Origin of the sequence: Burkholderia sp. BCC1644 (assembly GCF_902833225.1) — a bacterium.
Classification (GTDB): domain Bacteria; phylum Pseudomonadota; class Gammaproteobacteria; order Burkholderiales; family Burkholderiaceae; genus Burkholderia.
In genome coordinates this window covers 129,047-152,198 of the sequence record NZ_CADFEI010000007.1, presented here as the reverse complement: position 1 = coordinate 152,198, position 23,152 = coordinate 129,047, and the positions used below count along the sequence as shown (strand labels likewise).

General features: G+C 68.6%; 26 protein-coding genes. 9 read left to right on the top strand and 17 right to left on the bottom strand.

Annotated elements, in window-relative coordinates; genetic code table 11:
- Positions 1–34: 34 nt before the first annotated feature.
- The 5 genes from HWX87_RS15850 to HWX87_RS15830 form a co-directional block, all read right to left on the bottom strand.
- The gene (locus tag HWX87_RS15850; protein ID WP_176047996.1) at positions 35–361 is read right to left on the bottom strand and encodes a DUF4148 domain-containing protein; all 327 of its coding nucleotides are present in this window, start codon (positions 359–361) and stop codon (positions 35–37) included.
- A gap of 77 nt (positions 362–438) precedes the next feature.
- A complete protein-coding gene (locus HWX87_RS15845; protein ID WP_176047995.1) occupies positions 439–768 on the bottom strand; it encodes a DUF4148 domain-containing protein in 330 nt (109 codons plus the stop codon).
- A gap of 60 nt (positions 769–828) precedes the next feature.
- Positions 829–1,158, bottom strand: a complete 330-nt coding sequence (locus tag HWX87_RS15840) for a DUF4148 domain-containing protein (RefSeq protein ID WP_176047994.1) — start codon at positions 1,156–1,158, stop codon at positions 829–831.
- A 63-nt stretch (positions 1,159–1,221) separates the two neighbouring features.
- Positions 1,222–1,641 (bottom strand): organic hydroperoxide resistance protein, encoded by a 420-nt coding sequence (locus HWX87_RS15835; RefSeq protein ID WP_176047993.1) that lies wholly within the window; start codon positions 1,639–1,641, stop codon positions 1,222–1,224.
- 274 nt (positions 1,642–1,915) lie between these two features.
- Positions 1,916–2,380 carry a RidA family protein gene (locus HWX87_RS15830; RefSeq protein ID WP_176047992.1) on the bottom strand — a complete coding sequence of 155 codons (465 nt, stop codon included), beginning with the start codon at positions 2,378–2,380 and terminating at the stop codon, positions 1,916–1,918.
- A 214-nt stretch (positions 2,381–2,594) separates the two neighbouring features.
- Between HWX87_RS15830 and HWX87_RS15825 the strand changes: the two genes are divergently transcribed.
- Positions 2,595–3,560 carry a LysR family transcriptional regulator gene (locus tag HWX87_RS15825; protein WP_176047991.1) on the top strand — a complete coding sequence of 322 codons (966 nt, stop codon included), beginning with the start codon at positions 2,595–2,597 and terminating at the stop codon, positions 3,558–3,560.
- A 31-nt stretch (positions 3,561–3,591) separates the two neighbouring features.
- On the opposite strand, the gene HWX87_RS15820 is transcribed toward HWX87_RS15825, so the two are convergent.
- From HWX87_RS15820 to HWX87_RS15805, 4 genes are all read right to left on the bottom strand, one after another.
- Positions 3,592–4,299, bottom strand: a complete 708-nt coding sequence (locus HWX87_RS15820; RefSeq protein WP_176047990.1) for an SDR family oxidoreductase — start codon at positions 4,297–4,299, stop codon at positions 3,592–3,594.
- Positions 4,300–4,775: 476 nt separating this feature from the next.
- Positions 4,776–5,339, bottom strand: coding sequence for a shikimate kinase (locus HWX87_RS15815; RefSeq protein WP_176047989.1), 564 nt, complete (start codon positions 5,337–5,339; stop codon positions 4,776–4,778).
- On the bottom strand, positions 5,336–5,989 hold the full coding sequence (locus HWX87_RS15810; RefSeq protein WP_176047988.1) for a hypothetical protein: 654 nt from the start codon (positions 5,987–5,989) through the stop codon (positions 5,336–5,338). Before HWX87_RS15810 ends, HWX87_RS15815 begins: the two co-directional genes overlap by 4 nt.
- Positions 5,990–6,017: 28 nt before the next feature.
- Entirely contained in the window at positions 6,018–6,428 is a 411-nt protein-coding gene (locus tag HWX87_RS15805) for an acyl-CoA thioesterase (RefSeq protein ID WP_176047987.1), read from the bottom strand.
- Between the two features lie 383 nt (positions 6,429–6,811).
- On the opposite strand from HWX87_RS15805, the gene HWX87_RS15800 reads away from it, so the two are divergent.
- Positions 6,812–7,924 carry a 3-deoxy-7-phosphoheptulonate synthase gene (locus HWX87_RS15800; protein WP_176047986.1) on the top strand — a complete coding sequence of 371 codons (1,113 nt, stop codon included), beginning with the start codon at positions 6,812–6,814 and terminating at the stop codon, positions 7,922–7,924.
- 19 nt (positions 7,925–7,943) lie between these two features.
- On the opposite strand, the gene HWX87_RS15795 is transcribed toward HWX87_RS15800, so the two are convergent.
- Both HWX87_RS15795 and HWX87_RS15790 read right to left on the bottom strand, forming a co-directional pair.
- Positions 7,944–9,311, bottom strand: a complete 1,368-nt coding sequence (locus tag HWX87_RS15795) for a glutamate--cysteine ligase (RefSeq protein ID WP_176047985.1) — start codon at positions 9,309–9,311, stop codon at positions 7,944–7,946.
- A gap of 120 nt (positions 9,312–9,431) precedes the next feature.
- Positions 9,432–10,268, bottom strand: coding sequence for a helix-turn-helix transcriptional regulator (locus HWX87_RS15790; protein ID WP_176047984.1), 837 nt, complete (start codon positions 10,266–10,268; stop codon positions 9,432–9,434).
- A 103-nt stretch (positions 10,269–10,371) separates the two neighbouring features.
- On the opposite strand from HWX87_RS15790, the gene HWX87_RS15785 reads away from it, so the two are divergent.
- The 5 genes from HWX87_RS15785 to HWX87_RS15765 all read left to right on the top strand — a co-directional run bounded on the left by HWX87_RS15785 (position 10,372) and on the right by HWX87_RS15765 (position 16,091).
- Positions 10,372–11,871: an efflux transporter outer membrane subunit gene (locus HWX87_RS15785; protein WP_176047983.1), complete on the top strand. Its 1,500-nt coding sequence runs from the start codon at positions 10,372–10,374 to the stop codon at positions 11,869–11,871.
- Positions 11,872–11,880: 9 nt separating this feature from the next.
- The gene (locus HWX87_RS15780; protein WP_176047982.1) at positions 11,881–13,245 is read left to right on the top strand and encodes an efflux RND transporter periplasmic adaptor subunit; all 1,365 of its coding nucleotides are present in this window, start codon (positions 11,881–11,883) and stop codon (positions 13,243–13,245) included.
- Positions 13,242–14,780 carry a DHA2 family efflux MFS transporter permease subunit gene (locus tag HWX87_RS15775; protein WP_176047981.1) on the top strand — a complete coding sequence of 513 codons (1,539 nt, stop codon included), beginning with the start codon at positions 13,242–13,244 and terminating at the stop codon, positions 14,778–14,780. Before HWX87_RS15780 ends, HWX87_RS15775 begins: the two co-directional genes overlap by 4 nt.
- A gap of 59 nt (positions 14,781–14,839) precedes the next feature.
- Positions 14,840–15,271: a hypothetical protein gene (locus HWX87_RS15770; RefSeq protein ID WP_176047980.1), complete on the top strand. Its 432-nt coding sequence runs from the start codon at positions 14,840–14,842 to the stop codon at positions 15,269–15,271.
- Positions 15,272–15,356: 85 nt separating this feature from the next.
- On the top strand, positions 15,357–16,091 hold the full coding sequence (locus tag HWX87_RS15765) for an autoinducer binding domain-containing protein (RefSeq protein ID WP_176047979.1): 735 nt from the start codon (positions 15,357–15,359) through the stop codon (positions 16,089–16,091).
- Here the strand turns inward: HWX87_RS15765 and HWX87_RS15760 are convergent.
- Genes HWX87_RS15760 through HWX87_RS15735 form a run of 6 tightly spaced genes read right to left on the bottom strand, consistent with a single transcriptional unit; the run spans position 16,014 to position 21,441 of the window.
- On the bottom strand, positions 16,014–16,796 hold the full coding sequence (locus tag HWX87_RS15760; protein WP_176047978.1) for a glutamine amidotransferase: 783 nt from the start codon (positions 16,794–16,796) through the stop codon (positions 16,014–16,016). The genes HWX87_RS15765 and HWX87_RS15760 overlap by 78 nt on opposite strands.
- 21 nt (positions 16,797–16,817) lie before the next feature.
- Entirely contained in the window at positions 16,818–17,462 is a 645-nt protein-coding gene (locus HWX87_RS15755) for a glutathione S-transferase (RefSeq protein WP_176047977.1), read from the bottom strand.
- Positions 17,456–18,694: a cystathionine beta-lyase gene (metC, locus tag HWX87_RS15750; RefSeq protein WP_176047976.1), complete on the bottom strand. Its 1,239-nt coding sequence runs from the start codon at positions 18,692–18,694 to the stop codon at positions 17,456–17,458. Before metC ends, HWX87_RS15755 begins: the two co-directional genes overlap by 7 nt.
- Positions 18,685–19,338, bottom strand: a complete 654-nt coding sequence (locus HWX87_RS15745; RefSeq protein ID WP_176047975.1) for a pyridoxal 5'-phosphate synthase — start codon at positions 19,336–19,338, stop codon at positions 18,685–18,687. Before HWX87_RS15745 ends, metC begins: the two co-directional genes overlap by 10 nt.
- Before the next feature lie 8 nt (positions 19,339–19,346).
- Positions 19,347–20,249, bottom strand: a complete 903-nt coding sequence (locus HWX87_RS15740) for a CoA ester lyase (RefSeq protein ID WP_176047974.1) — start codon at positions 20,247–20,249, stop codon at positions 19,347–19,349.
- Between the two features lie 49 nt (positions 20,250–20,298).
- Positions 20,299–21,441, bottom strand: coding sequence for an acyl-CoA dehydrogenase family protein (locus HWX87_RS15735; RefSeq protein WP_176047973.1), 1,143 nt, complete (start codon positions 21,439–21,441; stop codon positions 20,299–20,301).
- A gap of 270 nt (positions 21,442–21,711) precedes the next feature.
- Between HWX87_RS15735 and HWX87_RS15730 the strand changes: the two genes are divergently transcribed.
- Together HWX87_RS15730 and HWX87_RS15725 are read left to right on the top strand one after the other, a co-directional pair.
- Positions 21,712–22,617 (top strand): LysR family transcriptional regulator, encoded by a 906-nt coding sequence (locus HWX87_RS15730; RefSeq protein ID WP_176047972.1) that lies wholly within the window; start codon positions 21,712–21,714, stop codon positions 22,615–22,617.
- 94 nt (positions 22,618–22,711) lie between these two features.
- Positions 22,712–23,146: a MarR family transcriptional regulator gene (locus tag HWX87_RS15725; protein ID WP_176047971.1), complete on the top strand. Its 435-nt coding sequence runs from the start codon at positions 22,712–22,714 to the stop codon at positions 23,144–23,146.
- Positions 23,147–23,152: the final 6 nt, after the last annotated feature.

Genomic DNA, 23,152 nt, shown 5'->3' with positions numbered 1-23,152 from the left:
CTGGAGATTGGCGACTGTTTTCGTCGCGTGACGCTCAATGGCCGAAATAAATCGAGCGCTCGGCCATGCGAACCACGTTGCGGCTGCCGGATTGCGTCGCGCTGCTGGCGTCGCTGCCGTAGCCGGCTGCCTGCGTGTCGGCCGCGACGGCGCCGCCGTCGTGAATCCGGCTCAGCGCTGCCTGGATATTGTCCGGATAGTTCGGATCGTTGGGACGGTTCGGCAGGTAGCCGGCCTGCTGCAACGCGGCCAGTTCCGCTCGCACCTGCGCACGCGTGACGGTGCTTTCGCCGGCGAACACCGGTGTGGCGACGGAGGCCGACACCGCAACGAGGAGGGCTGCAATCAATTGGGTCTTCATCTTTTACCTCGACAAGGAAACAGGGTTTCAGGGGTTGCGCGCCGCACGCCGGCCATCGGCGCCGTTCGCGGTTTCATTCAATGGCCGAAGTAGATCGAGCGCTCGGCGATGCGCGTCGCAGGCCGGCTGCCTGACTGCGTCGTGGCCGCAGCGTCGCGGCCATAACCGGACGATGCGGACGAATCGGCCGCCACCGCATCGTTCGTGTGAAGGCGCGTCAATGCGGCCTGCAGGTCGTCCGGGTAATGCGGATCGTTTGCACGGCCCGGGCGATAGCCGGCTTGTTCGAGCTGGACGAGCTCGGCACGCACCTGCGCGCGGGACACGACGGCCTGGTCGGCGAATGCCGGTGCGGCAGCGGAAGCGGAAACAGCGACGAGAAGGGCAGCGATCAATCGGGTTTTCATCATTCACCTCGACAAACTGGAAACGGGAAAGGAATCAGCGGTTACGTACCGGCGCGACGTTCAATGACCGAAGTACACCGAGCGCTCGGCCACGCTGACCGCATGCCGGCGGCCGGATTGCGTGGCGGCGTCGGCGTTGCTGCCGTAGCCGGCCACCTGCACGTTGGCCGTGACGGCATCGTCGGCATGGATCTGCGTCAGCGCGGCCTGCAGCTCGTTCGGATAGGTCGCGTCGGACGCACGGTTCAGCCGATAGCCGGCCTGTTGAAGCTGGGCGAGTTCGGCGCGTACCTGTGCACGCGTCACGGTGGTTTCGTTGGCGAACGCCGGTGCGGCAACCGTGGCCGAAACAGCGACGAGCAGGGCAGCGATCAATTGGGCTTTCATCATTCACCTCGATAGAAAAGGAACCGGGAATTCGGGTGGGCGGCGTTCGGCCGCCCGATGCAGCGTTCAGACGATACGGATATCGACGTCGATGTTGCCGCGCGTCGCTTTCGAGTACGGGCAGGTCTGGTGCGCGGCGTCGACGATCTGTTGCGCGACGCCGCGATCGAGCCCCGGCACGCTCACGTTCAGCCGGGCCTGCAGGAAGTACGCGTTGCCGCCGGTGCCGAGATCCACTTCGGCGTCGACCGCGAGATCGGCCGGCAGCGTCACCTTCGCGGCACGCGCCGCAAGCTGCATCGCACCGATGAAGCAGGCCGACCAGCCGGCTGCGAACAGTTGCTCCGGGTTGGTGCCGGTGCCGGCGCTGCCCGGCGACGACAGCTGGATGTCGAGGCGGCCGTCGGAACTGCGCGCCGCGCCGTCGCGGCCGCCGGAAGTCGTATGCGTCTTGCCCGTGTACAGCACTTTTTCGATCTTGCTCATCATTTGCTCCGTCGGTTGAGGTTTGTTTCAGATGCGATTCGATCGCATGCGATGCAGTTTGGTCGAGGCGACTTGTCGAGTCAAGCGCATTCGATTAAATCGCATGCGATATTTTGTATTTCAATGTATCTGGAACGTGTTGCGCCTTGCGGGACAAGGCTTTCGAGCGATCACGCCCTGATATCAAACAGATCGATGACCCTGCCGGATTGCTGGCAGGGCACACGAAAACACCCGCGAGACGGGATGACCGACCCGCAGGGCGGTTGCTCCATCACGCTGCATCGATTTCGGCGATGACGACGAGGGCCACAGCCGCATCTGCCGGCAACTGGCGCTGGGAAAACGCCGAACGCGCGTGTCCGGCCTGCTCGCCAAGCACGGCGGCGAACAGGTCGGACGCACCGTCGATCACGGCCGGCTGCCCGAAAAAGCCGTCGGCCGAGCTGACGTGCCCCTCGACGCGGACGATCTTGCGCAACCGGTCGAACCCGCCCAGATGTTTGCCGATCTGCGCAAGCACATTCAGTGCCGCCAGCCGGGCCGCGAGCTTGCCTTCGTCGACATTCAACTGCTCGCCGACGCGGCCGGTGTAGGCGATCTTGCCGTCGACGAGCGGCAGCTGGCCCGACACGAACAGCAGGTTGCCGGCTTCGCTGACGGCCGTATAGCTGCCGAGCGGAGTCGGCGGTTCGGGTAACGCGAGGCCGAGTTCGGCCAGTTTCTGTTCGATGGTCATGTCATGCTCCTGGTGGAAGGTGGTTCGGGCGATCGGTATTGCCTGTCAGTCACTGTAGTCATGCGACCGAAGCCGGTAAATGTCAGCCGCGCAATTGATTCGGGACGCCATGTAACGAATCACGCGCGCGGCGTTGGCTGGTTTCCCGCGCAATATTCATGCACACTCGTCGCTCCATCGCGCGCCATGCGCCGAAGACGGCAGGAACCGCCCCATGCAACGTAAATTCGACGATCTGCTGCTGGGCAGCATCGAGCTGTTCTGCCTCGCGGCCGAACTTGGCAGCTTCACGCTGGCGGCCACCGCGGCGAGTGTCACGCCGGCCGCGGTCAGCCGGTCGGTCGCTCGGCTCGAGGAGCGCCTCGGCGTGCGGCTGTTCGTCCGCACGACGCGGCAGATTCGCCTGACCGATTCCGGCCGGCGCTATTTCGAGCAATGCCGTGATGCGCTGTCGCAACTCGTCGACGCGGAGCGCGAAGCGACCGGCCAGCAGGCGACGCCTGCCGGCGTGCTGCGGATCAGCATGCCGACGCCGTACGGTCACTATCGCGTGCTGCCGCTGTTGCCCGCGTTCCGCGAGCAGTATCCGGACGTGCGTGTCGAAACCCACCTGAGCAACCGCAACATCGACTTCGCCGAAGAAGGCTTCGATCTCGCGATCCGCGGCCGCGCACCGGCCGATTCGAACCTGGTCGCGCGCAAGCTGGAAGATGCCGAACTCGTGATCGTCGCGACACCCGGCTACCTGAAGCGCGCGGGCACGCCGACCGCGATCGACGATCTGCATGCGCACGAATGCATCCAGTTCGAACTGCCGAGTAGCGGGCGGCCGGTTCCATGGCTGTTCGACGACGGAGCGGACGAACTCGACGTCGCGACGACCGGCAGCTACGGCACATCGGGCGACGTCCTGGCCGGCGTGACGCTCGCCCGCAGCGGGGCGGGGCTGTTCCAGACCTACCGCTTCATCGTCGAACAGGATCTGCGCACGGGCACGCTGGTGGAAGTGCTGCCGGCCCTCGGCGGCCGGTCGCGGCCGTTCATGCTGCTGTATCCGCATGCGCGCTACCTGTCGTCGCGCGTGCGCGTGTTCGTCGACTTTCTCGTCGAGCAACTGGCGCGTGCGCCCGCTAAACAGGCGGGCCGCGCACGCACCAGGCGAGCCGCCGCACCGCGCTAGGCCGGCCGGCTCGCCGCCTCGATGCCGAGGTTCAATGCCCGGCGCTCTGGCCGCCGTCGACGTGCAGGATCTCGCCCGTCACGAACGGCGCCGAATCCAGATACAGGATCGCGTCGACGATGTCGCTCATCTCGCCCATCCGGCCGACCGGGTGCAGCGACGCAAGCGCCGCGTGCGTTTCGGGTGCGTGCATCGGTGACTTGATGACGCCCGGCGACACCGCATTCACGCGGATGCCGGCCTTCGCATACTCGATCGCGAGCGATTTCGTCGCCGCATTCAGCCCGCCTTTCGTCAGCGACGCGAGCACCGACGGCACGTTGCTGTTCGCGTGATCGACGAGGCTCGTCGTAATGCTGACCACGTGCCCGCCGCCATGCTTCTGCATCGCGTCGATCGCGCGCTGCGTGACGTGGAAGAAGCCGCTCAGGTTGACGCTCGTGATCTGCGCGTAGTCGTCCGCGGTGTATTGCGTGAACGGCTTCGCGACGAACACACCCGCGTTGTTGACGAGCGTGTCGACGCGGCCGAAGTGCTCGAGTGCTGCGTCGACCACGCGGCGCGCGACGGCCGGATCGCCGATGTCGCCCGCGACGGTGACGAGGTCGGGGTCGTTCGACGGGCCGATCGAACGGGACGTCGCGACGACGCGATGGCCGCGTGCGCGGAACGCCTTGACGGTTTCCGCGCCGATGCCTTGCGATGCACCGGTGACGATGATGACTCTGGATGTACTCATGATGTGCCTCGACAGGTGAATGGTGTTCGGCTTCAGCGCCGACCGGATCGATGAATCCGATGGGCAAACTGTAGGCGCGCCGGTCACGATCTCGAACACCCACCGTGGAGCAACAGTCTTGCGTCGCGGGAACAAATGCGGGGGAGGCCGATTGCCGCGCCGGCATCGGTGCGGCCGCCGCTGCGCCTGCGGCGCGGTAAATCGGCATGGGCACCCGACGCCGCGCTCAAGCGCCTCGATACGCTGCGAGAGCACGTCGGAGCGTGGCGCGACCGCGGCGAACGGGCCGGTTTTCCAGTAGCTCGGCGCGCCGATTTGTCTGCCACGAAACGCGTAGTTGGATAAAACGATGCGTCTATCCGGATAACTTTTCTTATCACAACAGCACGATTAAAAATCCAAACCCGCCGTTTCAAAAACGCGCCTGTCATCGAACACGTGGTCGATTCGAAGGGCAGGGAAGCGAACGCGTGCCGTCAATCCGGCGCGTTCATCCGCGCAAGCAGCACCGTCAGCACGTCCGCCGTCGCGCGCGCGACACCGTGTGCGGTCGTATCCACCAGCGCATGCGCGCATTCGCGATACAGCGGGTCGCGCATCCGGTACAGCGCGGCGAGCGTTTGCCGCGGTTCGGCCACCTGCAGCAGCGGCCGCCGCGTGTCGTCGCGCGTGCGGCGCCACAGCGCATCGGGATCCGCATGCAGATAGATCACGCAGCCGCGTTCGCCCAGGCGCGCGCGGGTGCGCGGATTCAGGATCGCGCCCCCGCCGGTCGCCACGATCACGTTCGCGCGCTGCGTCAATTCATCGACGATGTGCGTTTCGAGCAGCCGGAAGCCGCCTTCGCCGACGATGTCGAACAGCGCGGCGACCGAACGGCCCGTGCGCCGTTCGATCTCGTCGTCGCTGTCGGCGAAGGTCCAGCCGAGCGATGCCGCAAGCGCGCGGCCGAGCGTCGATTTGCCGGCGCCCATCATGCCGACCAGGAACGCGCGCGCGGGCAGGGCGCGCGCGCCGGCCGTCGCGACGGCGGCGCTCATAGCCGCCGGGCGAGCGGCCAGCCGGCCCGCGTCGCCAGACAGATCCGCCGCGCGCGCACCGCGTCCGACAACGTGTCGAGCGCCGCGCCGGTCGACGCTGCGTCGGCGTCGGCGTCGAGCAGCGCGCCGAGCACCGGCTCGTCCGGATCGCCCGCTGCGATGTGTTCGGCCGCATCCGCCGCAACGGTTCGCGGCGTACGTTCCGGCGCCCCGTCGCGCTCGGGCCGCCGCCACCTGTCGAGCTGGTCGCGCCATCGCACGACCAGCCCGTAGAGCAGCGCACCGCCCGGCACGGCCGCGTCGTCGTGCGCTGCCGCGGAATCGTCCGGCGTCGTACACCGTGTGACCCAGCTCGCGAATTCGAGCAGCGACGCATCGTGCGCGAGCGTGGCCGTATCGAGCGCGACGGCCACACCGGCGTCCCGCAACCGGCCGAGCAGCGGCCGCACGCCGTCGTGCGCGCCACCGCACGGCTGCAGCAGCACCTCCAGCTCGTCCTCGTGGCGGCACGCGAGCGCACGGTGCCGCTCGAGCACGGCCGGCTCGAGCAGCGCCTGCGCTGCGTGACGAACGATCACGATCGCGCGATCGTCTCGCCGCTCGACGATCGCGCCGATCCGGCGCCGGGCGCGCGCGACCGCGCAGCTCACGCGCCGCTCCCGGCAGGGCGCGCGCGCATCACAGCGAACCCTGGAATTCGAGCACGCGCGACTTGAATTCGTCGGGCACGGCCAGCGTCGTGTTGTTCACGTAATCGAACATCACGTGCGTCGACACGCCGCGCGCGACGATGGTCTGGTCGTCGCGCTCCATCAGGTGTTCGAGATCGAAGCTCTTGCTGCCGAAGCGCACGATGCTCGAGCGGATCGTCAGGTTGTCGCCGAATTGCGCCGGTGCAAGGTACTCGCACTGCGTCTTCACCATGATGTGCGGCAGCTTCTCGCTGCGCGGCAGGCCGAGCAGATCGAACATGTAGCAGAGGTACGAATGCTGCAGATAGTCGTAATAGACGGGACTGCTCACATGCCCCATCGAATCCGTATCGCGATACTTGACGTGAATGGGCGTTTCGTAATGTCGCTTCGACATGGTGATTCTCCGCAATGACTGGGTTGATTTATATTTTCGAGCCCGATTGGCCTGTCGGGCATCCGAAAATTAATCGAACGCCTATCGGGCCGCTACTATCAGAACGAATAGCGCCCAGTGGCAGAAGCCCGGTCAATCAAGCATCCGGTTCGACCAGATCGCCCCCCTGATTTCCGAATAAGAATCGAATGAACGCTCGATTCCGTATCTCGTAAACAAGCATTGCCGATTCCGAATATAACGAATTCGACGCTTATTTCCCTCATTCATAAGGTTATGAATTAGAAACTGATAAATATGTTAGTTGCGCGCCAAAAGCACCATTCAATACAGTCGCGCTGTAGTAAAAAGTCTCGTTAATTATCGACAGGAGGGCAGTCCCCATGCATGCAAACGCCTGGACGACAAACCGCGACGCCGTGCTGCGCTTGCCGTCCCCTGCGGATCTGGCCGGCGCGTTGCCGCCGGCCTTGCGCGCGTCGCGCACCGTTCATACGGCCCGCCGGGCGATCGTCGACGTGCTCGACGGCGCCGACGACCGGCTCGTGGTCATCGCCGGCCCGTGCTCGGTGCACGACCCGGCCGCCGCCCGCGACTACGCGGCACGGCTCGCGCTGCAACGCGCGCGCTTCGCGGACGAGCTGGAAATCGTGATGCGCGTGTACTTCGAGAAGCCGCGCACGACGGTCGGCTGGAAAGGGTTGATCAACGATCCGCTGCTGGACGGCAGCGACCGGATCGACGCCGGGCTGCAAGCGGCCCGCGCGCTGCTGTGCGACATCAACGGTGCGGAGATGCCGGCCGCGACCGAGTTTCTCGATCCGCTGTCGCCGCGCTACCTGGCCGATCTGGTTGCGTGGGGCGCGATCGGCGCGCGCACCGTGGAGTCACAGGTGCATCGCGAGCTGGCGTCGTCGCTGCCGATCCCGATCGGCTTCAAGAACGGCACCGACGGCAACATCCAGGTGGCCGTCGATGCGATGCGCGCAGCGGCGCACCCGCACCGGTTCCTGTCGATCGATGCGGATGGCCGGCTATGCGCGGCCGCGTCGCCCGGCAATCCGCACACGCACGTCGTGCTGCGCGGCGGGCGCGAGCCGAATTTCGACGCGGCCGCCGTGAATGCCGCATGCGAGCGCATGACCGCCGCGCACTTCGCGCCGCGCGTGATGATCGACGTCAGTCACGGCAACAGCCGCCGCCAGTACCGGAACCAGCTCGGTGTCGGCGCGGAAGTCGCCGCGCAGGTAGCGGCCGGCGACACGCGCATCGTCGGCGTGCTGATCGAGTCGAACCTGATCGAAGGCCGGCAGGATCTCGTGCCCGGCGTACCGCTGCGCTACGGGCAGAGCATCACCGACGCGTGCCTGTCGTTCGCCGATACCGCGCGGCTCTTCGAGACGCTCGCTCACGCCGTGCGTATGCGGCGACGTGGCCATGCGCTGCCGCCCGGCGTCGAGTTCGCACACGAGCCGCTGCTCGCGTGCTGCGCGTGAGCGGCCCGGCGCGACGCGCTCAGACGGCGGCTTCGTCATGGATCCGCGTCGCGTCGCCGGCCCATGCGCCGCGATAGCGGGCCAGCCAATGCTCGGCCTGGGTCGGCGCGCCGGCGACGATCGCGTCGAGCGGCGCGAGATACATCGTTTCGTCGCGGCCGGTCGTATCCCTGCGCGCGCGTGCGCGCAGGCCGCGATGCGCGATCGCGAGTGCATCGGCCGCAACCGCGCGCAATGAACGGCCGTCGACGAGCGTATCGAGCCCGGTACGCGGCACGTCGCGACGCAGCGTGAGCAGCGTGCCGCGGTCGATCGCGGCAGCCAGCGTCCCGGCCTCCGACAGCGCGGCCGGATCGTACAAGAGGCCGGTCCAGAACGCGGACAGCGCGACCATCATGTCGGGCGAGCCGGCATCGGCGCCGCGCATCTCGAGATAACGCTTCAGCCGGACCTCGGTGAACACGGTCGTCAGGTGATCCGCGAAATCGCCGAGCGTCGGCGTCTCGCCTTCGAGATGCGGAATGCGCCGCCGCATGAAATCGCGGAACGTGTGCCCGGTCGCCTCCGCGTAACGATCGCCGCGCCGCACGAAATACATCGGTACGTTGTCGAGCAGCCAGCTCACGTAGCGCTCGAAGCCGAAGCTGCGCGACAGGAACAGGGCCGGCACGCCGCAACGATCCTCGTCGGTATCGAGCCACGTGTGCGCACGTGTCGACAGCAGGCCCGACGGGCGGCCGTCGCGGAACGGCGAATTCGCGAACAGCGCGGTCGCGACCGGCTGCAGCGCAAGCGACACGCGCATCTTGCGCGCCATGTCGCTTTCCGACGCGAAATCGAGGTTGACCTGCACGGTGCAGGTGCGCTGCATCATGTCGAGCCCGCGCGTGCCGACACGCGGCATGTAGCGCCGCATGATCGCGTAGCGCTGCTTCGGCATCCACGGCAGCGCTTCGCGCGACAGATGAGGGTGAAAACCGAGCGGCGTGCAGCGCAGGCCGAGCGGCTCGCATGCCGCGCGAGCCGCGGCGAGGTGCGCATGCAGTTCGGCGTGCGTGTCGTGCAGCGTATCGAGCGGCGCCCCCGACAGTTCGAGCTGGCCGGCCGGCTCGAGCGAGATCGCCGCGCCGTCGCGCTGGATCACGCCGACGATCTGCCCGGCATCGACGATCGGCGTCCCGTCGCCGCGCAGCCGCTCCAGCACCGCGGCGATGCCGGACGGGCCTTCATACGGCACGGCCGCGTGCGTCGCGCGGGTCACGACGAACTTCTCGTGCTCGGTACCGATCCGGAACTGCGCGGCCGGCTTGCAGCCGGCGGCCAGATGATCGGCGAGCTGCTGCTCGGAGACGATCGGCGTGTTGTCCGATCCGACGGCATTCGACATCGACACCCTCCACAGGTCACATTGAGCGACCGACCGGCCGGTCGCACGGCGACTATAGCGACGTCGCCGCGCGCGCAGTACTGGCAGGGGTGATAGGGGGCCGTGAGCGGCCCCGTGGCGTTACGGCTGTTTGCGCTTCGCGAAGTAATGCGCGGGCGAATCGCCGAACGCGCGGCGGAACATCGCGATGAAATTGCTCGGCGTCGCGTAGCCGAGCGCGTCCGCGATGTTGGCGACGCTGTCGCCGTTCGCGAGACGTTCGAGCGCATGCGTGAGCCGTGCCTGCTGCCGCCACTGCGCGAAGCTCGTGCCGGTTTCCGCGACGAACAGCCGGCTCAGCGTGCGGGCGGACAGCCCGGCCCATTCGGCCCACGCTTCGAGCGTGCGGCTGTCGTGCGGCTGCCCGAGGATCGCGTTGGCGATCCGCAGCAACCGCCGGTCGTGCGGCATCGGCAAGTGCAGCGGTTCGTGCGGCGCACGGCGCATCTCGTCGAGCAGCACGACGCTGATGCGCGCCTGCTCGATGTCGAGCCGGTCCTGGTCGGCCCACGACACCGCGCGCCGCACGAGCGCACGCATCAGGTCGGTGATCGCGATCACGCACGGTTGATCCGGCATCCGGCGGCTCGCGGCCGGTGCGATCACGACGCTCCAGCCGCTCAACGCACCGCTGATGCTGACCTTGTGCTGCTCGCCCGGCGGAATCCAGCCCGCGCGATGCGGCGGCAGCAGCCACGAACCGTGCGGCGTGCGCACGTGCGCGAAACCGCTTTCCACGCAGAACACCTGACCGCGCAGATGGCTGTGCCAGTCGACCTCGCGCGTGCCGAGCTGATAGGCATTGCTGCCGTCGTCCTCGCCCCAGACGGCGATCAGCGACGGGCCGTCCTCGCGTTCGCTCGGATCGGCGACGGCGCGTTGCACGGCACGGGCGGGAGAAGCTTCTCGGATGGGCATGGCCGGAATTCATTATTTTTTGTCTAAACAACATTATCAGCTTTGCCCGGGAGCGTCCAACAATGCGTGTCGTGTTCAAACCCAATCGAAGCAGAGGAATGCGATGCATGCAGCACTTGCTCCCTCGCCACGCGATGCCGTCGCGCTGCGCGTCCTGTCGCGAACGGTCGTTGCCGTGGCGCTCGCCATGCTCGGCGCCTGCGCGAGCCGCGACGGGCTCACACCCGCCGGCACGCTGCGCGGCGCCGATACGCTCGCCGCGCAGCGCAGCCTCGCGCATGCGCCGAACGCCGACTGGCCGGCCGCCGACTGGTGGCTCGCGCTGCACGATGCGCAGCTGAATACGCTGATCGACGAAGCGCTGTCCGGCAATCCCGATCTCGCGACCGCCGATGCGCGTGCGCGCGAAGCGCAGGCGCTGGTGATCGAAGCGCAGGCCGCGCGACTGCCGCACCTCGTCGGTCGCGCGAGCGCGAAGGGCGAACGCACGTCCGGCACGCAGTTCTCGACGGGCGAGGGCGGCGGTTTCTTCAGCCACACACGCGAGATCAATCTCGGCCTGAGCTGGGATCTCGATCTGTGGGGCGGCCGCCGGGCCGCGTGGGAAGCCGCGCTCGGCGAAGCGCGTGCCGCGCGGATCGATGCGCAGGCCGCGCGCGTGCTGCTGTCCGTCAACGTCGCGCGCGCCTACGTGAATCTTGCCTATGCGTTCGATCAGCAGGATGTCGCGCAGGCCGAATACGACCGCGCCGACGAAGCGCTCACGCTCACGCGCCAGCGCGTCACGAAAGGCATCGACAACGTCGCACAGCAGCGCCAGGCGGAAAGCGAAGTCGCGGCCGCGACGCGCGAGCAGGCACGCACGGCGCAGGCGATCGACAGCGCGCGCATCGCGCTCGCGATCCTGCTCGGCGCCGGCCCCGATCGCGGCCTCGCGCTCGTGCGGCCCGCGCCGCTGCCGACTGCCGCGCTCGCGGTGCCGGCCGACTTGCCGGCCGCATTGCTCGGCCGGCGCGCCGACCTGGTCGCCGCGCGCTGGCGCGTGGAGGCCGCGAGCCGCAACGTCGCGGCCGCCCGCGCGGATTTCCTGCCCGACGTCAGTCTCACCGCGCTGATCGGGCTCGCGACGCGCGGCGGCGCATCGCTGTTCCAGGCCGCGTCACGCACCTACAACGTCGGCCCGGCCGTGAGCCTGCCGATCTTCGACGGCGGCGAACGGCGCGGCGTGCTGCGCAAGCGCGACGCGCAATACGACCTCGCGGTCGCCGGCTACAACAAGACGCTGATCGGCGCGATCGGCGAAGTGGCCGACGATCTGCACCGGCTGCAATCGCTCGCCGTGCAGGCCGATGCGCAGCAGCGCGCGTTCGACTCCGCCACCGATGCATGGCGGCTCGCGGACGCGCGCTACCGGGCCGGCGTCGGCAGCTACCTCGACGCGCTCGTCGTGCGCCAGCAACTGCTGATCGCGAGCCGTGAGGTCGCCGCGCTGCGCGCCCAGCGCGCCGACCAGTCGCTGCAGCTCGTCGCGGCGCTCGGCGGCGGTTTCCGCGCCGGGCCGGACGACGTCGCGCTCGCCGCCACTCCTTCCCACCGTCCTTGACATCGAACCATGAGCAGCGACAACTCCCTGCAGACTCCCGCGCGGCCGGCAGCCGCCGATCCCGCCAATGCCCGCCAGCAACCCGCGGCCGACCACACCGGTGCGCCGCGCGCGCCAGGCGGGCCGGACGCCCGCACGCAACCCGCGCCGGGCGGCGCCGCACCGGCCACGCCGCCGCCCGCGCGCCGCAAGCACCTCGTGCGCGCGCTCGTCGGCGTGTTCGCGCTCGGCATCGTCGGCTGGGGCATCTGGTACGCGATCGTCGGCCGCTGGTATGAAGCCACCGACAACGCGTACGCGCAAGGCAACGTCGTCGAGCTGACGCCGCAGGTGACGGGCACCGTCGTGTCGATCGACGCGGACGACGGCAACCTCGTGCGCGCCGGCACGCCGCTCGTCCGTCTCGACGCGAGCGACGCGCAGATCGCGCTCGTGGCCGCACAGGCCGATCTCGCGGCCACGGTGCGCAAGGTGCGCGGCCTGTACAGCAACGAGCGCGGGCTCGCGAACAGCATCGACGGCGCGCGCGCCGACCTCGACGCGCGGCGCACCGCGCTCGACAAGGCGAAGGCCGACTACCGGCGCCGCGAGGATCTCGGCCGCTCCGGCGCGATCTCGCGCGAGGAGCTCGCGCATGCGCTCGACACGCTGACGTCCGCCCAAAGCGCGTATGCCGCCGCGCAAAGCGCGCTCGCGACGTTGAGCGAACAGCACCAGACGAGCAAGGCGCTCGTCGACGATACCGCGGTCGCGTCGCATCCCGATGTGCAGGCCGCGGCCTCGCGGCTGCGTGCCGCGTATCTCGCCCGCGCGCGCACCGACATCGTCGCGCCGGTCACCGGCTACGTCGCGAAGCGCACGGTGCAGGTCGGGCAACGCGTGTCGCCCGGCGTGCCGCTGCTCGCGGTCGTGCCGCTGCGCGAGCTGTGGGTCGACGCGAACTTCACCGAGAAGCAGCTCGAACACATGCGGATCGGTCAGCCGGTCGAGCTGACAGCCGACCTGTACGGCGACGCGGTGCGCTATACCGGGCGCGTGCAGAGCCTCGGCGTCGGCACCGGCAGCGCGTTCTCGCTGCTGCCCGCGCAGAACGCGACCGGCAACTGGATCAAGATCGTGCAGCGGCTGCCGGTGCGCATCGAACTGACCGATCCGGCGCAGCTCGATGCGCATCCGTTGCGCATCGGCCTGTCGATGCACGCACGCGTCGACCAGCACGACCGCAGCGGCGCGATGCTGTCGCGCCGCGCGCAAACGTCGCCGCTGTTTCGCACCGACGTGTACCGCGACGAGCTCGCGCGCGCCGACAGCCTGATCGCCGACGTCGTGCATGCGAACCTGCCGGCGGCGGTACGCACGGAGCGTGTGCAATGAGCGGCCCGATGCCGGCCGCCGATGCCGGCTTTCGTCCGTCGAGCGTCGGGTTGACGACGTTCGGCCTCGCGCTCGCGGTCTTCATGCAGGTGCTCGACGGCACCGTCGCGAACGTGTCGCTGCCGACGATCGCCGGCAACTTCGGCGTGAGCACGACGCAGAGCGCATGGGTCGTCACGACGTTCTCCGTGAGCAATGCGATCGCGTTGCCGCTGACCGGGTTTCTCGTCAAGCGCGTCGGCCAGGTGAGGCTGTTCGTGTGGGCAACGCTCGCGTTCACGCTCGCGTCGCTGCTGTGCGGCCTCGCGCAAAACCTTCCGCAGCTCGTCGCGTTCCGCGCGCTGCAGGGCCTCGTGGCCGGGCCGATGATCCCGACCACGCAAGCGCTGATGCTGTCGATCTACCCGCCGCAGCGGCGCGGCTTCGCGCTGTCGATGATCGCGATGGTCACCGTCGTCGCACCGATCGCGGGCCCCGTGTTCGGCGGCTGGGTGACCGAGCATTACTCGTGGCGCTGGGCGTTCCTGATCAACCTGCCGATCGGCGTGTTCGCCGCGATGTGCGTGTTCGCGCAGATGCGGGCGCGCGTCGAGACGACGGTCGCCGCGCGCGTCGACTATGTCGGCCTCGCGGCGCTCATCGTCGGGGTCGGCGCGTTGCAGATCGTGCTCGACAAGGGCAACGAAGCCGACTGGTTCAACTCGACGTTCATCGTCGTGATGTCGGTGGTGGCCGCGTTCGGCATCGCGCTGTTCCTGATCTGGGAGCTCAACGAACCGAATCCGATCGTGAACCTGCGGCTGTTCGCGCATCGCAACTTCGCGGCCGGCACGCTGACGCTCGTGCTCGCGTACTCGGCGTTCTTCGCCGTCAACGTGATCGTGCCGCAGTGGCTGCAGCGCACGCTCGGCTACACGGCGTTCTGGGCCGGGCTGGCCGTCGCGCCGATGGGCGTGATCCCCGTGCTGATGACGCCGTTCATGGGCAAGTACGCGCCACGCTTCAACATGCGCGTGCTCGTGTGCTGCGCGTTCGCGATCCTCGGCACGTCGTCGTTCCTGCGCGCGGGCTTCGTGCCCGACATCGACTTCACGCACATCGCGCTGATCCAGTTGCTGCAGGGCCTCGGCCTCGCGCTGTTCATCATGCCGATCAACAGCATCCTGCTGTCCGACCTGAAGCCGGACGAAATCGCCGCCGGCTCCGGCCTGTCGACGTTCCTGCGCACGCTCGGCGCGAGCTTCGCGGTATCGATCACGTCGTTCCTGTGGGACCGGCGCGCGATCCTGCATCACGCGCAGCTCAGCGAACACATGAGCCCGTTCGATCCGGCCGTGCGCGCCGAAGTCGCGCGGCTCGGCGGCGGCGATCCGCAACGCGCGGCCACGCTGCTCGGCAACCTGGTCGACGCGCAGGCGTACCAGATTTCGTTCAACGACGTGTCGTTCGCGCTCGGCTGCGTGTATCTCGCCGTGATCGCGGTGGTCTGGCTCGCCCGTCCGCCGTTCGGCCCCGGCGCGGCCGCGAAACGATGAAGCGGGCGCTGCGCGGCCCGTTCCGACCCATGCTGTTCAATTCGATGGAGGTTGACCCGATGCATTCCCCCCACGCCGGAAACACGCCGCCCGGGCTGGCGACGCTCGCCGTGTTCGACGTCACGGAATTTCCGCTCGTCGTCGTGCGCAACGACGCAATCGCGTCCAGCGGCTACGCACAGCGCTGGCTCGACGACATGCACGCGCTGATGCGGCACGGCGAGCCGTTTGTCATGATCTTTCCGCCGGCCCGCCCGGACGAGCCGCACGACGACCGCAAGGAACGCGGCATGTGGCTCAAGCAGAACCGTGCCGCGCTTGCCGCGGTCTGCCGCGCGCTCGTGTCGATCGAACCGGACCCGACCGAGCGTGAAGCGGCCATCGCGAACGCGTCCGGCATCGAAAAGGCGTTCGGGATTCCGTTCGACGTGACGGCTTCGCTCGACGACGCGAAGCAGGCGGGTCGGCGACGTCTGACCGAGGCGGTCTAGCGCGGCCCGTTCGCGCGCAACGCCTCGAACCGGTTGCGCAAGTCCGCCTGACTGCAGATTCCAACTAATAAACGGGGTGGCTTGTATGAAAGGACTGGATTGTCTGAAATGGTTGGTACCCGGCGACACGGACGCGTCATGGCAGCGGATGACCGACGCGGCCGCCGGAATGGGATTCGACAAGGTCGTGCTGATCGTGTTGCCGTTTACCGGCGCGTCGTTCGATCTCGCGCGCAAGTGGAGCAGCGGCGTACCGGGCTGGACGGCGCTGTACCGGCAGCGCCAGTTCGACCGTGTCGACCCGATGCTGCGGCATTGCTTCCGGTCGGCGCTGCCGCTCGTGTGGGACGACGCGCTGTTCGCGCAGCCCGGGCAGCGGCCGTGCTACGAAGCGGGGGCCGCGTACGGCATGCGCAGCGGCGTCGTGCTGCCCGTGCGCGGCGCGAAAGGGGAGGTCGGCATGCTGTCGTGCGCGAGCGCGGACGACCTGGCCGCCACGCGCGAGCGCTGCGACCGCCATCTGGCGGCGCTGACGCTGCTGCGCGACATCGCGTGCGAAGCAATCGCCGGCACGCGCTGCCACGCACCACCGGACAGCGTGCCGCGCCTGAGCCGGCGGGAAGTCGAATGCCTGCGCTGGCATGCGGCCGGCAAGACGTCGTGGGAAATCGGCCACATCCTGAACGTGACCGAATCGTGCATCAATTTCCACTTCATGAACATCCGCCGCAAGTTCAACGTGTCACGTCGGCATGAAGCCGTGCTGCGCGCGGTCGAGTGGGGGCTGATCAGCATCTCCGACGTCACGGTGCCGACCTGATGCCGGCGCATCGTCGAGCCAGCGGTCGAGGAACGCGCTGAGCCACGCGGCCGTCGTGCGGTCGTGCCGCCGGCCTTCGCTGGCCTGCGTCGCGAGATCCTGCGCGCCGGGCGCCGCCAGCTTGTGCGCGGCGGCCGTGCTCCAGCGCCGCATCATCGGATAGCTCACTTCCGGATGGAACTGGACGCCGTACGCGCGCGGCCCGTAGCGGACGGCCTGGTTCTCGAAATGCTCGCCGGTCGCGAGGATCTCGAGCCCCGCAACGCGCTCGAAGCCCTCGCGATGCCATTGATACACGTGCGACGGCCATGAACCGAGCCGCCGGCCGGCGGGCGTCGCGGCGATCGGCCAGTAGCCGATTTCCGCGCGCCCGTCGCGGTGCGCGGTCACACGGCCGCCCAGATGGCGGATCATCATCTGCGCGCCGAGGCACACGCCGAGAAACGGCGCCGCTTCACGCAGCGGCACGCCGATCCAGTCGATCTCGTCGCGGATCCAGCGATCGCCGTCGTTGGCGCTCATCGGGCCGCCGAACACCACGGCGCCCGCATGGCCGGCAAGCGTCGCCGGCAGCGGATCGCCGAGCGGCGGGCGGCGGATGTCGAGCGGATGGCCGCGCGCGACCAGCAGTCGCCCGATCCGGCCGGGGCTCGACTGTTCGCGATGCAGCACGATCAGGATCGGACGAAGTGCGGAATGCGTCATGTCGTGTGGTCAGGTTGAAGGTCAGCCCGGCTGGCCGCGCAGCGCGTCGAACGACACCATCACCTGTTCGCGGTAGGCGGGCCGCCGGCACAGGCGGGCGTACCAGGCCTCGACGTGCGGCAGCGGCGGCCGCTCGACGTCGAGCGAGAAATAGCGGAACAGCGTCGCGCCGGCCGGAATGTCGGCCAGGCCCGGCGTCGCCCCGCCGAGAAACGGCTGCGTCGACAGCAGCCGGTCGAGCAGCCGGTAATGCGTCGCGCTGCGCGCGGCCTTGTCGAGCACGATCGCGTCGTCCCGCCGTTCCGGCGGCGTGCGCACGAGCGCCCAGAACAGTCCGGTCATCACGTCGGGTTCGAGTGCCGTCTGCGACCAGTCCATCCAGCGTTCCGCACGCGAACGCGCGAACGTGTCGCGGCACCAGAACGGATTGTTCGGCACGCGTGCGGCGAGATAGCGCAGGATCGTGTGCGACTCCCACACGACGTCGCCGTCCCAGTCGATCACCGGGATCCGGCAGGTCGGATTCAGCGCCGCAAACGCGGGCGTCTGCAGCGAACCGTGTTCGCCGCCCGCCGCGATATGCCGATACGGCAAGCCAAGCTCGCCGACGAGCCACAACACCTTCTGCACGTTGAACGACGTGCGGCGGCCCCAGACGGTCAGCATCGCGCGGCGTCCTCACAGGAGGCAGCCTGCGCGCATGTCGCGTAGCGGTCGAGACCGGCGGCGAGATCGGCGATCAGGTCGTCCGGATCCTCGAGCCCGATGTGCAGCCGCACGCCGCGGCTGCCGGGCGGCCAGCGTTGCGCGAGGCCGTGCGCGTCCAGCTCGAACGGCAACGCGAGGCTCTCGTAGCCCCCCCACGAATAGCCGAGCCCGAACAGCGCCAGATGGTCGAGAAACGCGTCGATCGCATGTGACGGCGCTGGCTGCAGCACGACCGAGAACAACCCGGACGCGCCACGGAAATCGCGTCGCCACAACGCGTGCCCATCGTCGCCGGGCAGCGCCGGATACAGCACGCGCTGCACTTCGTCACGCGTCGCGAGCCAGGTCGCGACAGCGAGCGCGTTGCGCTGATGCTGCCGCAGCCGCACGCCAAGCGTGCGCAATCCGCGCAGCGCGAGATACACGTCGTCGGGGCCGACGCACAGGCCGAGATCGCCATGCAGCTGCTTCAGCGCAGGCCACGCGCGTTCGTTGGCCGACACCGTGCCGAGCATCGCATCCGAGTGCCCGACCAGATACTTGGTGCCGGCCTGGATCGACAGGTCGATACCGAACGCATGCGGCTGCAGGAACAGCGGCGTGGCCCAGCTGTTGTCCGCGACGACCCGCGCGCCGTGCGCATGCGCGAGCCGGACGAGCGCGGGAATGTCATGCATGTCGAACGTGTAGGATCCGGGTACTTCGATGTACAGCGCGCGCGTGTTCGAACGAAACGCGGCTGCGATCGGCGTGCCGCCGTCGTACCACGTCGTCTCGATGCCGAGCCGCGCGAGCACGCCTTCGCACGCATGACGCACCGGGCCGTAGACCGATGCGGTCATCAGCAGGTGGTCGCCGGGCTTCAGGCACGACAGCAGCGCGAGCGTGCACGCGGACAGGCCCGACGGGCACAGCACCGTGCCGGCGCCGCCCTCGAGCGTCGTCACCGCGCGTTCGAGCGCGTCCGTCGTCGGCGTGCCACGCCGGCCGTAGATATACGGCTGCGTGCGATTCAGCAGATCCGACACCGTGGGGCTGAGCACGGTCGACGCATGGTAGACGGGCGGGTTGACGAAGCCGTGCCATGCGGCGCTGTCGCGGCCCGCGTGCGCGAGCCGCGTGTCGTCGTGCAGGCGGTCATGCGTGCCGTCGCGCGATAGCGACGGCGATTCGACAGGCTTCACGGCCATAGCGCGCACCGTTCCCAGCGCTGGCCGGCGCGACGGTAAGCCTGCCGCGCGAAGCGGCGCGAACTGTCGGCCCGCCAGAATTCGGCTTCGTCGGGCGCGAGCGTGTACAGGTGCCAGTCATCCGACACGAGTGCCGGATCGGCGGCCAGCCGCTCGAGCTGCGCGTCGATCGCGCGCGTCAGGTCGGCCGGATCGTCGAGCCGTTCGCTTTGCCGTCCGGCCAGGATGCTCGCGCGCGACCGCTCGGGGCGGCCCGCGAAATCGGCGCGGCCCTCGGCGGCCGGCAGCCGCTCGACCGGGCCGCTCAGCCGGATCTGGCTCGCGATCGCGGGCCAGTAGAACGTCATCGCCGCGTACGGCCGGTTCGCGAGCTGGCGCCCCTTCGGGCTGCGCGCATTCGCCGCGAAATGCCAGCCGCGCGCGTCGACGTTCAGCAGCACGACGGAGCGTGCATCGGGCCGGCCGTCCGGGTGGACCGTCGACAGCGTCATCACCTGCGGTTCGAGTGCGCCGGCGGTCACGGCTTCGTCGAGCCAGCGTTCGAACTGCGCGTGCGGCGTGTCGGCCCAGTTTTCGGCCGGCACATGCGGCGCGGCATGCGCGAGGGTTTTCAGCGCCTTCAGGCGCGTTGCGATCGTATCCATGGCGACACTCATGCGATGCCGAATTGCGTCGCGCGGGCGATCAGCCGATGCGCGGCGAGATAGTCGGGGACTTCCGCGAGGAAGCCGTCGACGACGGCGGCCGCCACTCGGCGACCGCCGGACGCGCGCCGCGCGGTGTCGAACGCGTCGATCACGCGGCGGGCGAGGGCGACTTCGTCGGCCGTCGGCGTCAGCACGCGATTGACGACCGGCACGAACTGCCCGTTGACGATCGCTTTCGCCTGATACCCGAGGCCACGCGACACGCGCATGTCGCGTTCGGCGCCTTCGTTGTCGGCATAGCTGTACGGACAGTCGATCGCGGTGACGCCGACGGCCGCGCATTCGACGCGAAAACGCGAGCGCACGTAGTCGAGTTCGCGGCCCGCACGCGTGCGCTCGGCGCCCATGTCGGCCACCATGTCCTCGGTCGCGACGAGCACGGCCGACACGCGCGCGCTCGAACGCGCAATCGCCATCGTGTTCACGAGGCCGAGCGTCGTCTCGATGTTCGGCACCAGTTCGGTCGAGCCGGGCGCGATGTCGTATTCGCGCTCGAAGCGCGTGACGGCTTCGTCGAGCGCGACGACCTGCTCGGGCGTCGCGACGTACGACATCATCACGATGTCCGGACGGCCGCGCATCGCGGCGCGCAGGTCGTCGATGCCGCCCGCGTCGAGCGGATTCACGCGCACGGATGCCAGCACGCCGGCATCGCGCCAGCCCGCGAGCACGCGCTCGCTCAGTTCGCGCGCGGCCGGGCGCCGGTCGGGCGGCGTAAAGGTTTCGAGTTCCTGGATCAGGACGTCCGCACCGCTATGGGTGCCGTCGACGAGCGCATCGTGATCGGCGCCGGCGAGAAACAGCCAGGAGCGGCGCAGGCGGGAAGGGCGTCGGTTCGTCGGTGTCATGCGTGGTTTCCTGTAGGGCGCGTGGTACGCGGGGCGATGGCGCGGGCAATCAGCCGGCGCGCATCATCTGGTTGAAGATGTTCTTGCGATGCATTTCCTCGGTGCCGCCGACGCTCATGAAGCCCAGCGCGTCCGACGCGAACGCGGCCACCGGCCCGGCCTGGTAGCCGAGGCTGCCGTACAGCCGCACGAGGCCGAGCGCGCTGTCGACGAGATCCTGCGCGCCGACCAGCTTCGCGATCGAGCAGGTCATCAGCGCCTGCGGGTGATCCGTCAGCAACTGCGCGAGCGCGCCGCGCGCGAGCCACGTGCCGCGCTCGATGCCGATCTGCAGGTCGACGAGGCGGCGCTGCACGTACTGGTGCGCATCGATCGTGCTGTCGAAGCTGCGCCGTTCGCGGCAGTAGCCGATCGCATCGCGCAGGTACGGCGCCGTCACCTGGGCGGCGGCGAGGCCGTAGTAGAGACGGCCGAGCGAGATGATGTCGATCAGGTTGCCGAGCCCCGCACCCGGTTCGCCGAGCAGCTGGCCGCGCGTGATCGGGCAGTCGTCGAAATGCAGCGCGCCGGTGGGCAGGTCGTCGAGGCCGAGCTTGCGGTCGGGCGCGGCCACCGTCATGCCCGGCTGGTCGCGATCGACGATCACGAGCGCGGTATTGCGCCGGCCCGGCGTTTCGATGCGCGTGACGACGAGGATGAAGCGCGCGAGCGGCGCGTGCGCGATATTGAATTTGCTGCCGGTCAGCCGGTAGCCGTCGCCATGCTCGGCGAGCGTCGTCGCGATGCTGCGCACGTCGGTGCCGGTGCCCGGTTCGGCAATCGCGGTCGCGCTCAGTTCGCCGCGCAGGATTGCGCCGAAATAGCGGTCCTGCTGCGTCGCCGTGCCGTATCGCTCGAGTGCGCGCACCATGCCGGCCTGCGCGATCACCGACAGCAGCAGTGCAGGGCGGCGGATCGACGATGCGAGCCCTTCGAGCGCCGCGGAAAAATGCCACCAGCCGTGACCGTCGCCGCCATACGTCTCCGGCACGATCATGTCCCACAGTCCTTCGTGCCCGAGCCGCGTCCAGCCGGCTTCGTCGAAGCCGGCGCGCGCGCGGCCGTCGTGTTCCGCGGCGGCGGCGATCGCCGCGCCGATGTCGCGAAACCGCGCAAGCGTCGCGTGCTGTTCCTGCGTCCAGTCAAATGGCATCTGTCGTGTCTCCGGTCGAAGCGGCGCGGCCTGCGACGGCGCGCCAGCGATACCGGCAAGGTTAAGGGGGCACGGACAGCGGAGGTACTGGCAGTAGTGGTAGTTGCCGCGCGGCGCTCGCGTGCAGGCAACGCAGCGCGCGCGTGCAACTGTGCGGCCGGCCGGGTTTGCTATATTGCTGCGAACAAGCCGCCTGGTTGTTCCGGCACGCAGCAACACCGTCACGCCCCGGCGTTGCATCTGACTGCTACCCGTTCTCGAGATGTGGCCATGGATTACATCGAAAGCATGCGGATTTTCCGGACGGTGGTCGAACTGAAGAGCTTCGCCCGCGCGGCCGATCATCACGGCATGGCGCCGCCGGCGGTATCGCGAACGATCGCGGCGCTCGAACAGCGGATGGGGTGCCGGCTGCTGAACCGGACGACCCGCCGGATCTCGCTCACCGAGGCGGCGGAGCGGTTCTACGAAAGCTGCGTGCGTATTCTCGAAGAGGTGGATACCGTCGAGGCCGAGGTCGGCAACCAGTCGCGCGAGGCACAGGGCGTGTTGCGCCTCGTCGCGCACGCGACCGCGACGATCCAGCGGCTCGTCCCGCTGATTGCCGGCTTCAAGCGCGCCCATCCGAAGGTCACGCTCGACATCACGTTGACGGAGCGGCCGGTTGACCTGGTCGGGGAAGGGTACGACCTGGGCATCGTCGTGCCCTTCATGCTGATGAGCGAGACGACCGTCGTGCGCGTGCTCGACCGGATTCCGGTGGTGCTCGTGGCGACGCCCGACTACCTGAAGACCGCGTCGACACCCACCCATCCGTCGGCGCTGGCCGCGCATCACTTCGTCCCGTTGTCGCCGTCGATCCGCCGTCCCGACCTCCGTTTCCGCGTCGACGGGCAGGAACTCGCGATCGCGCTGAGCTTCGGCGTGTCGTCCAACAGTCCCGCGTTCAACCGCGAGTTGGTGCTGCAGGGGCTCGGCATCGGCATCACGCCGCTCGCGCTGGTCGAAAAAGACCTCGCTTCCGGCAAGCTGCTGCGGCTGCTCGCCGATTTCCCGCTGGTCGACGAGAGCATCGAGCTGCAACTCGCTTACAGCAACCGGACCCTGCTGCCCGCCAAGGTGCGCGCCTTCATCGACTACGCGGTCGATTTCTTCGAAGCATCGAGAGCCCGCTGAGCCGCGATCCGCGCGCCATTCCTGCGCACAGCGACAACAATCTGATAACCCGCTCGCCATCGTTCTCCGGCAGGCCGGCCTCTAAGCTGTGCGCATGCACTCGATCGACCTCCTTGACGACGACTGTTTCGCGCTCCGCCAGGCTTCACGGCATATCTCGAAGCTCTACGAGCACCATCTGTCCGCCGTCGACATCACGCCCACGCAGTTCAGCATCCTCGGCATGCTCGCCGTCAGCGCGGGCCTGACCATGGTCGAACTCGCGAAAGCGATGGTGATGGACCGAACGACGCTGGTCCGCGCACTCAAGCCGTTGCTGCGACGCGGCCTGGTGGCGGCGCCCGCGCAAGGGCAACGCCGTCGCCGGCTTCAGGTCGTATTGACCGCGCAGGGCGCGAAGAAGCTCGATGAAGCGACCGTCCACTGGGCAGCCGCGCAGGCCAGCTTCGAACGCGATTTCGGTGCGCAGCAGGCCGCTCACCTGCGTCGCGAACTGTTTCGCATGACGCTCGACACGTCCGACAGTTAGCAGCCC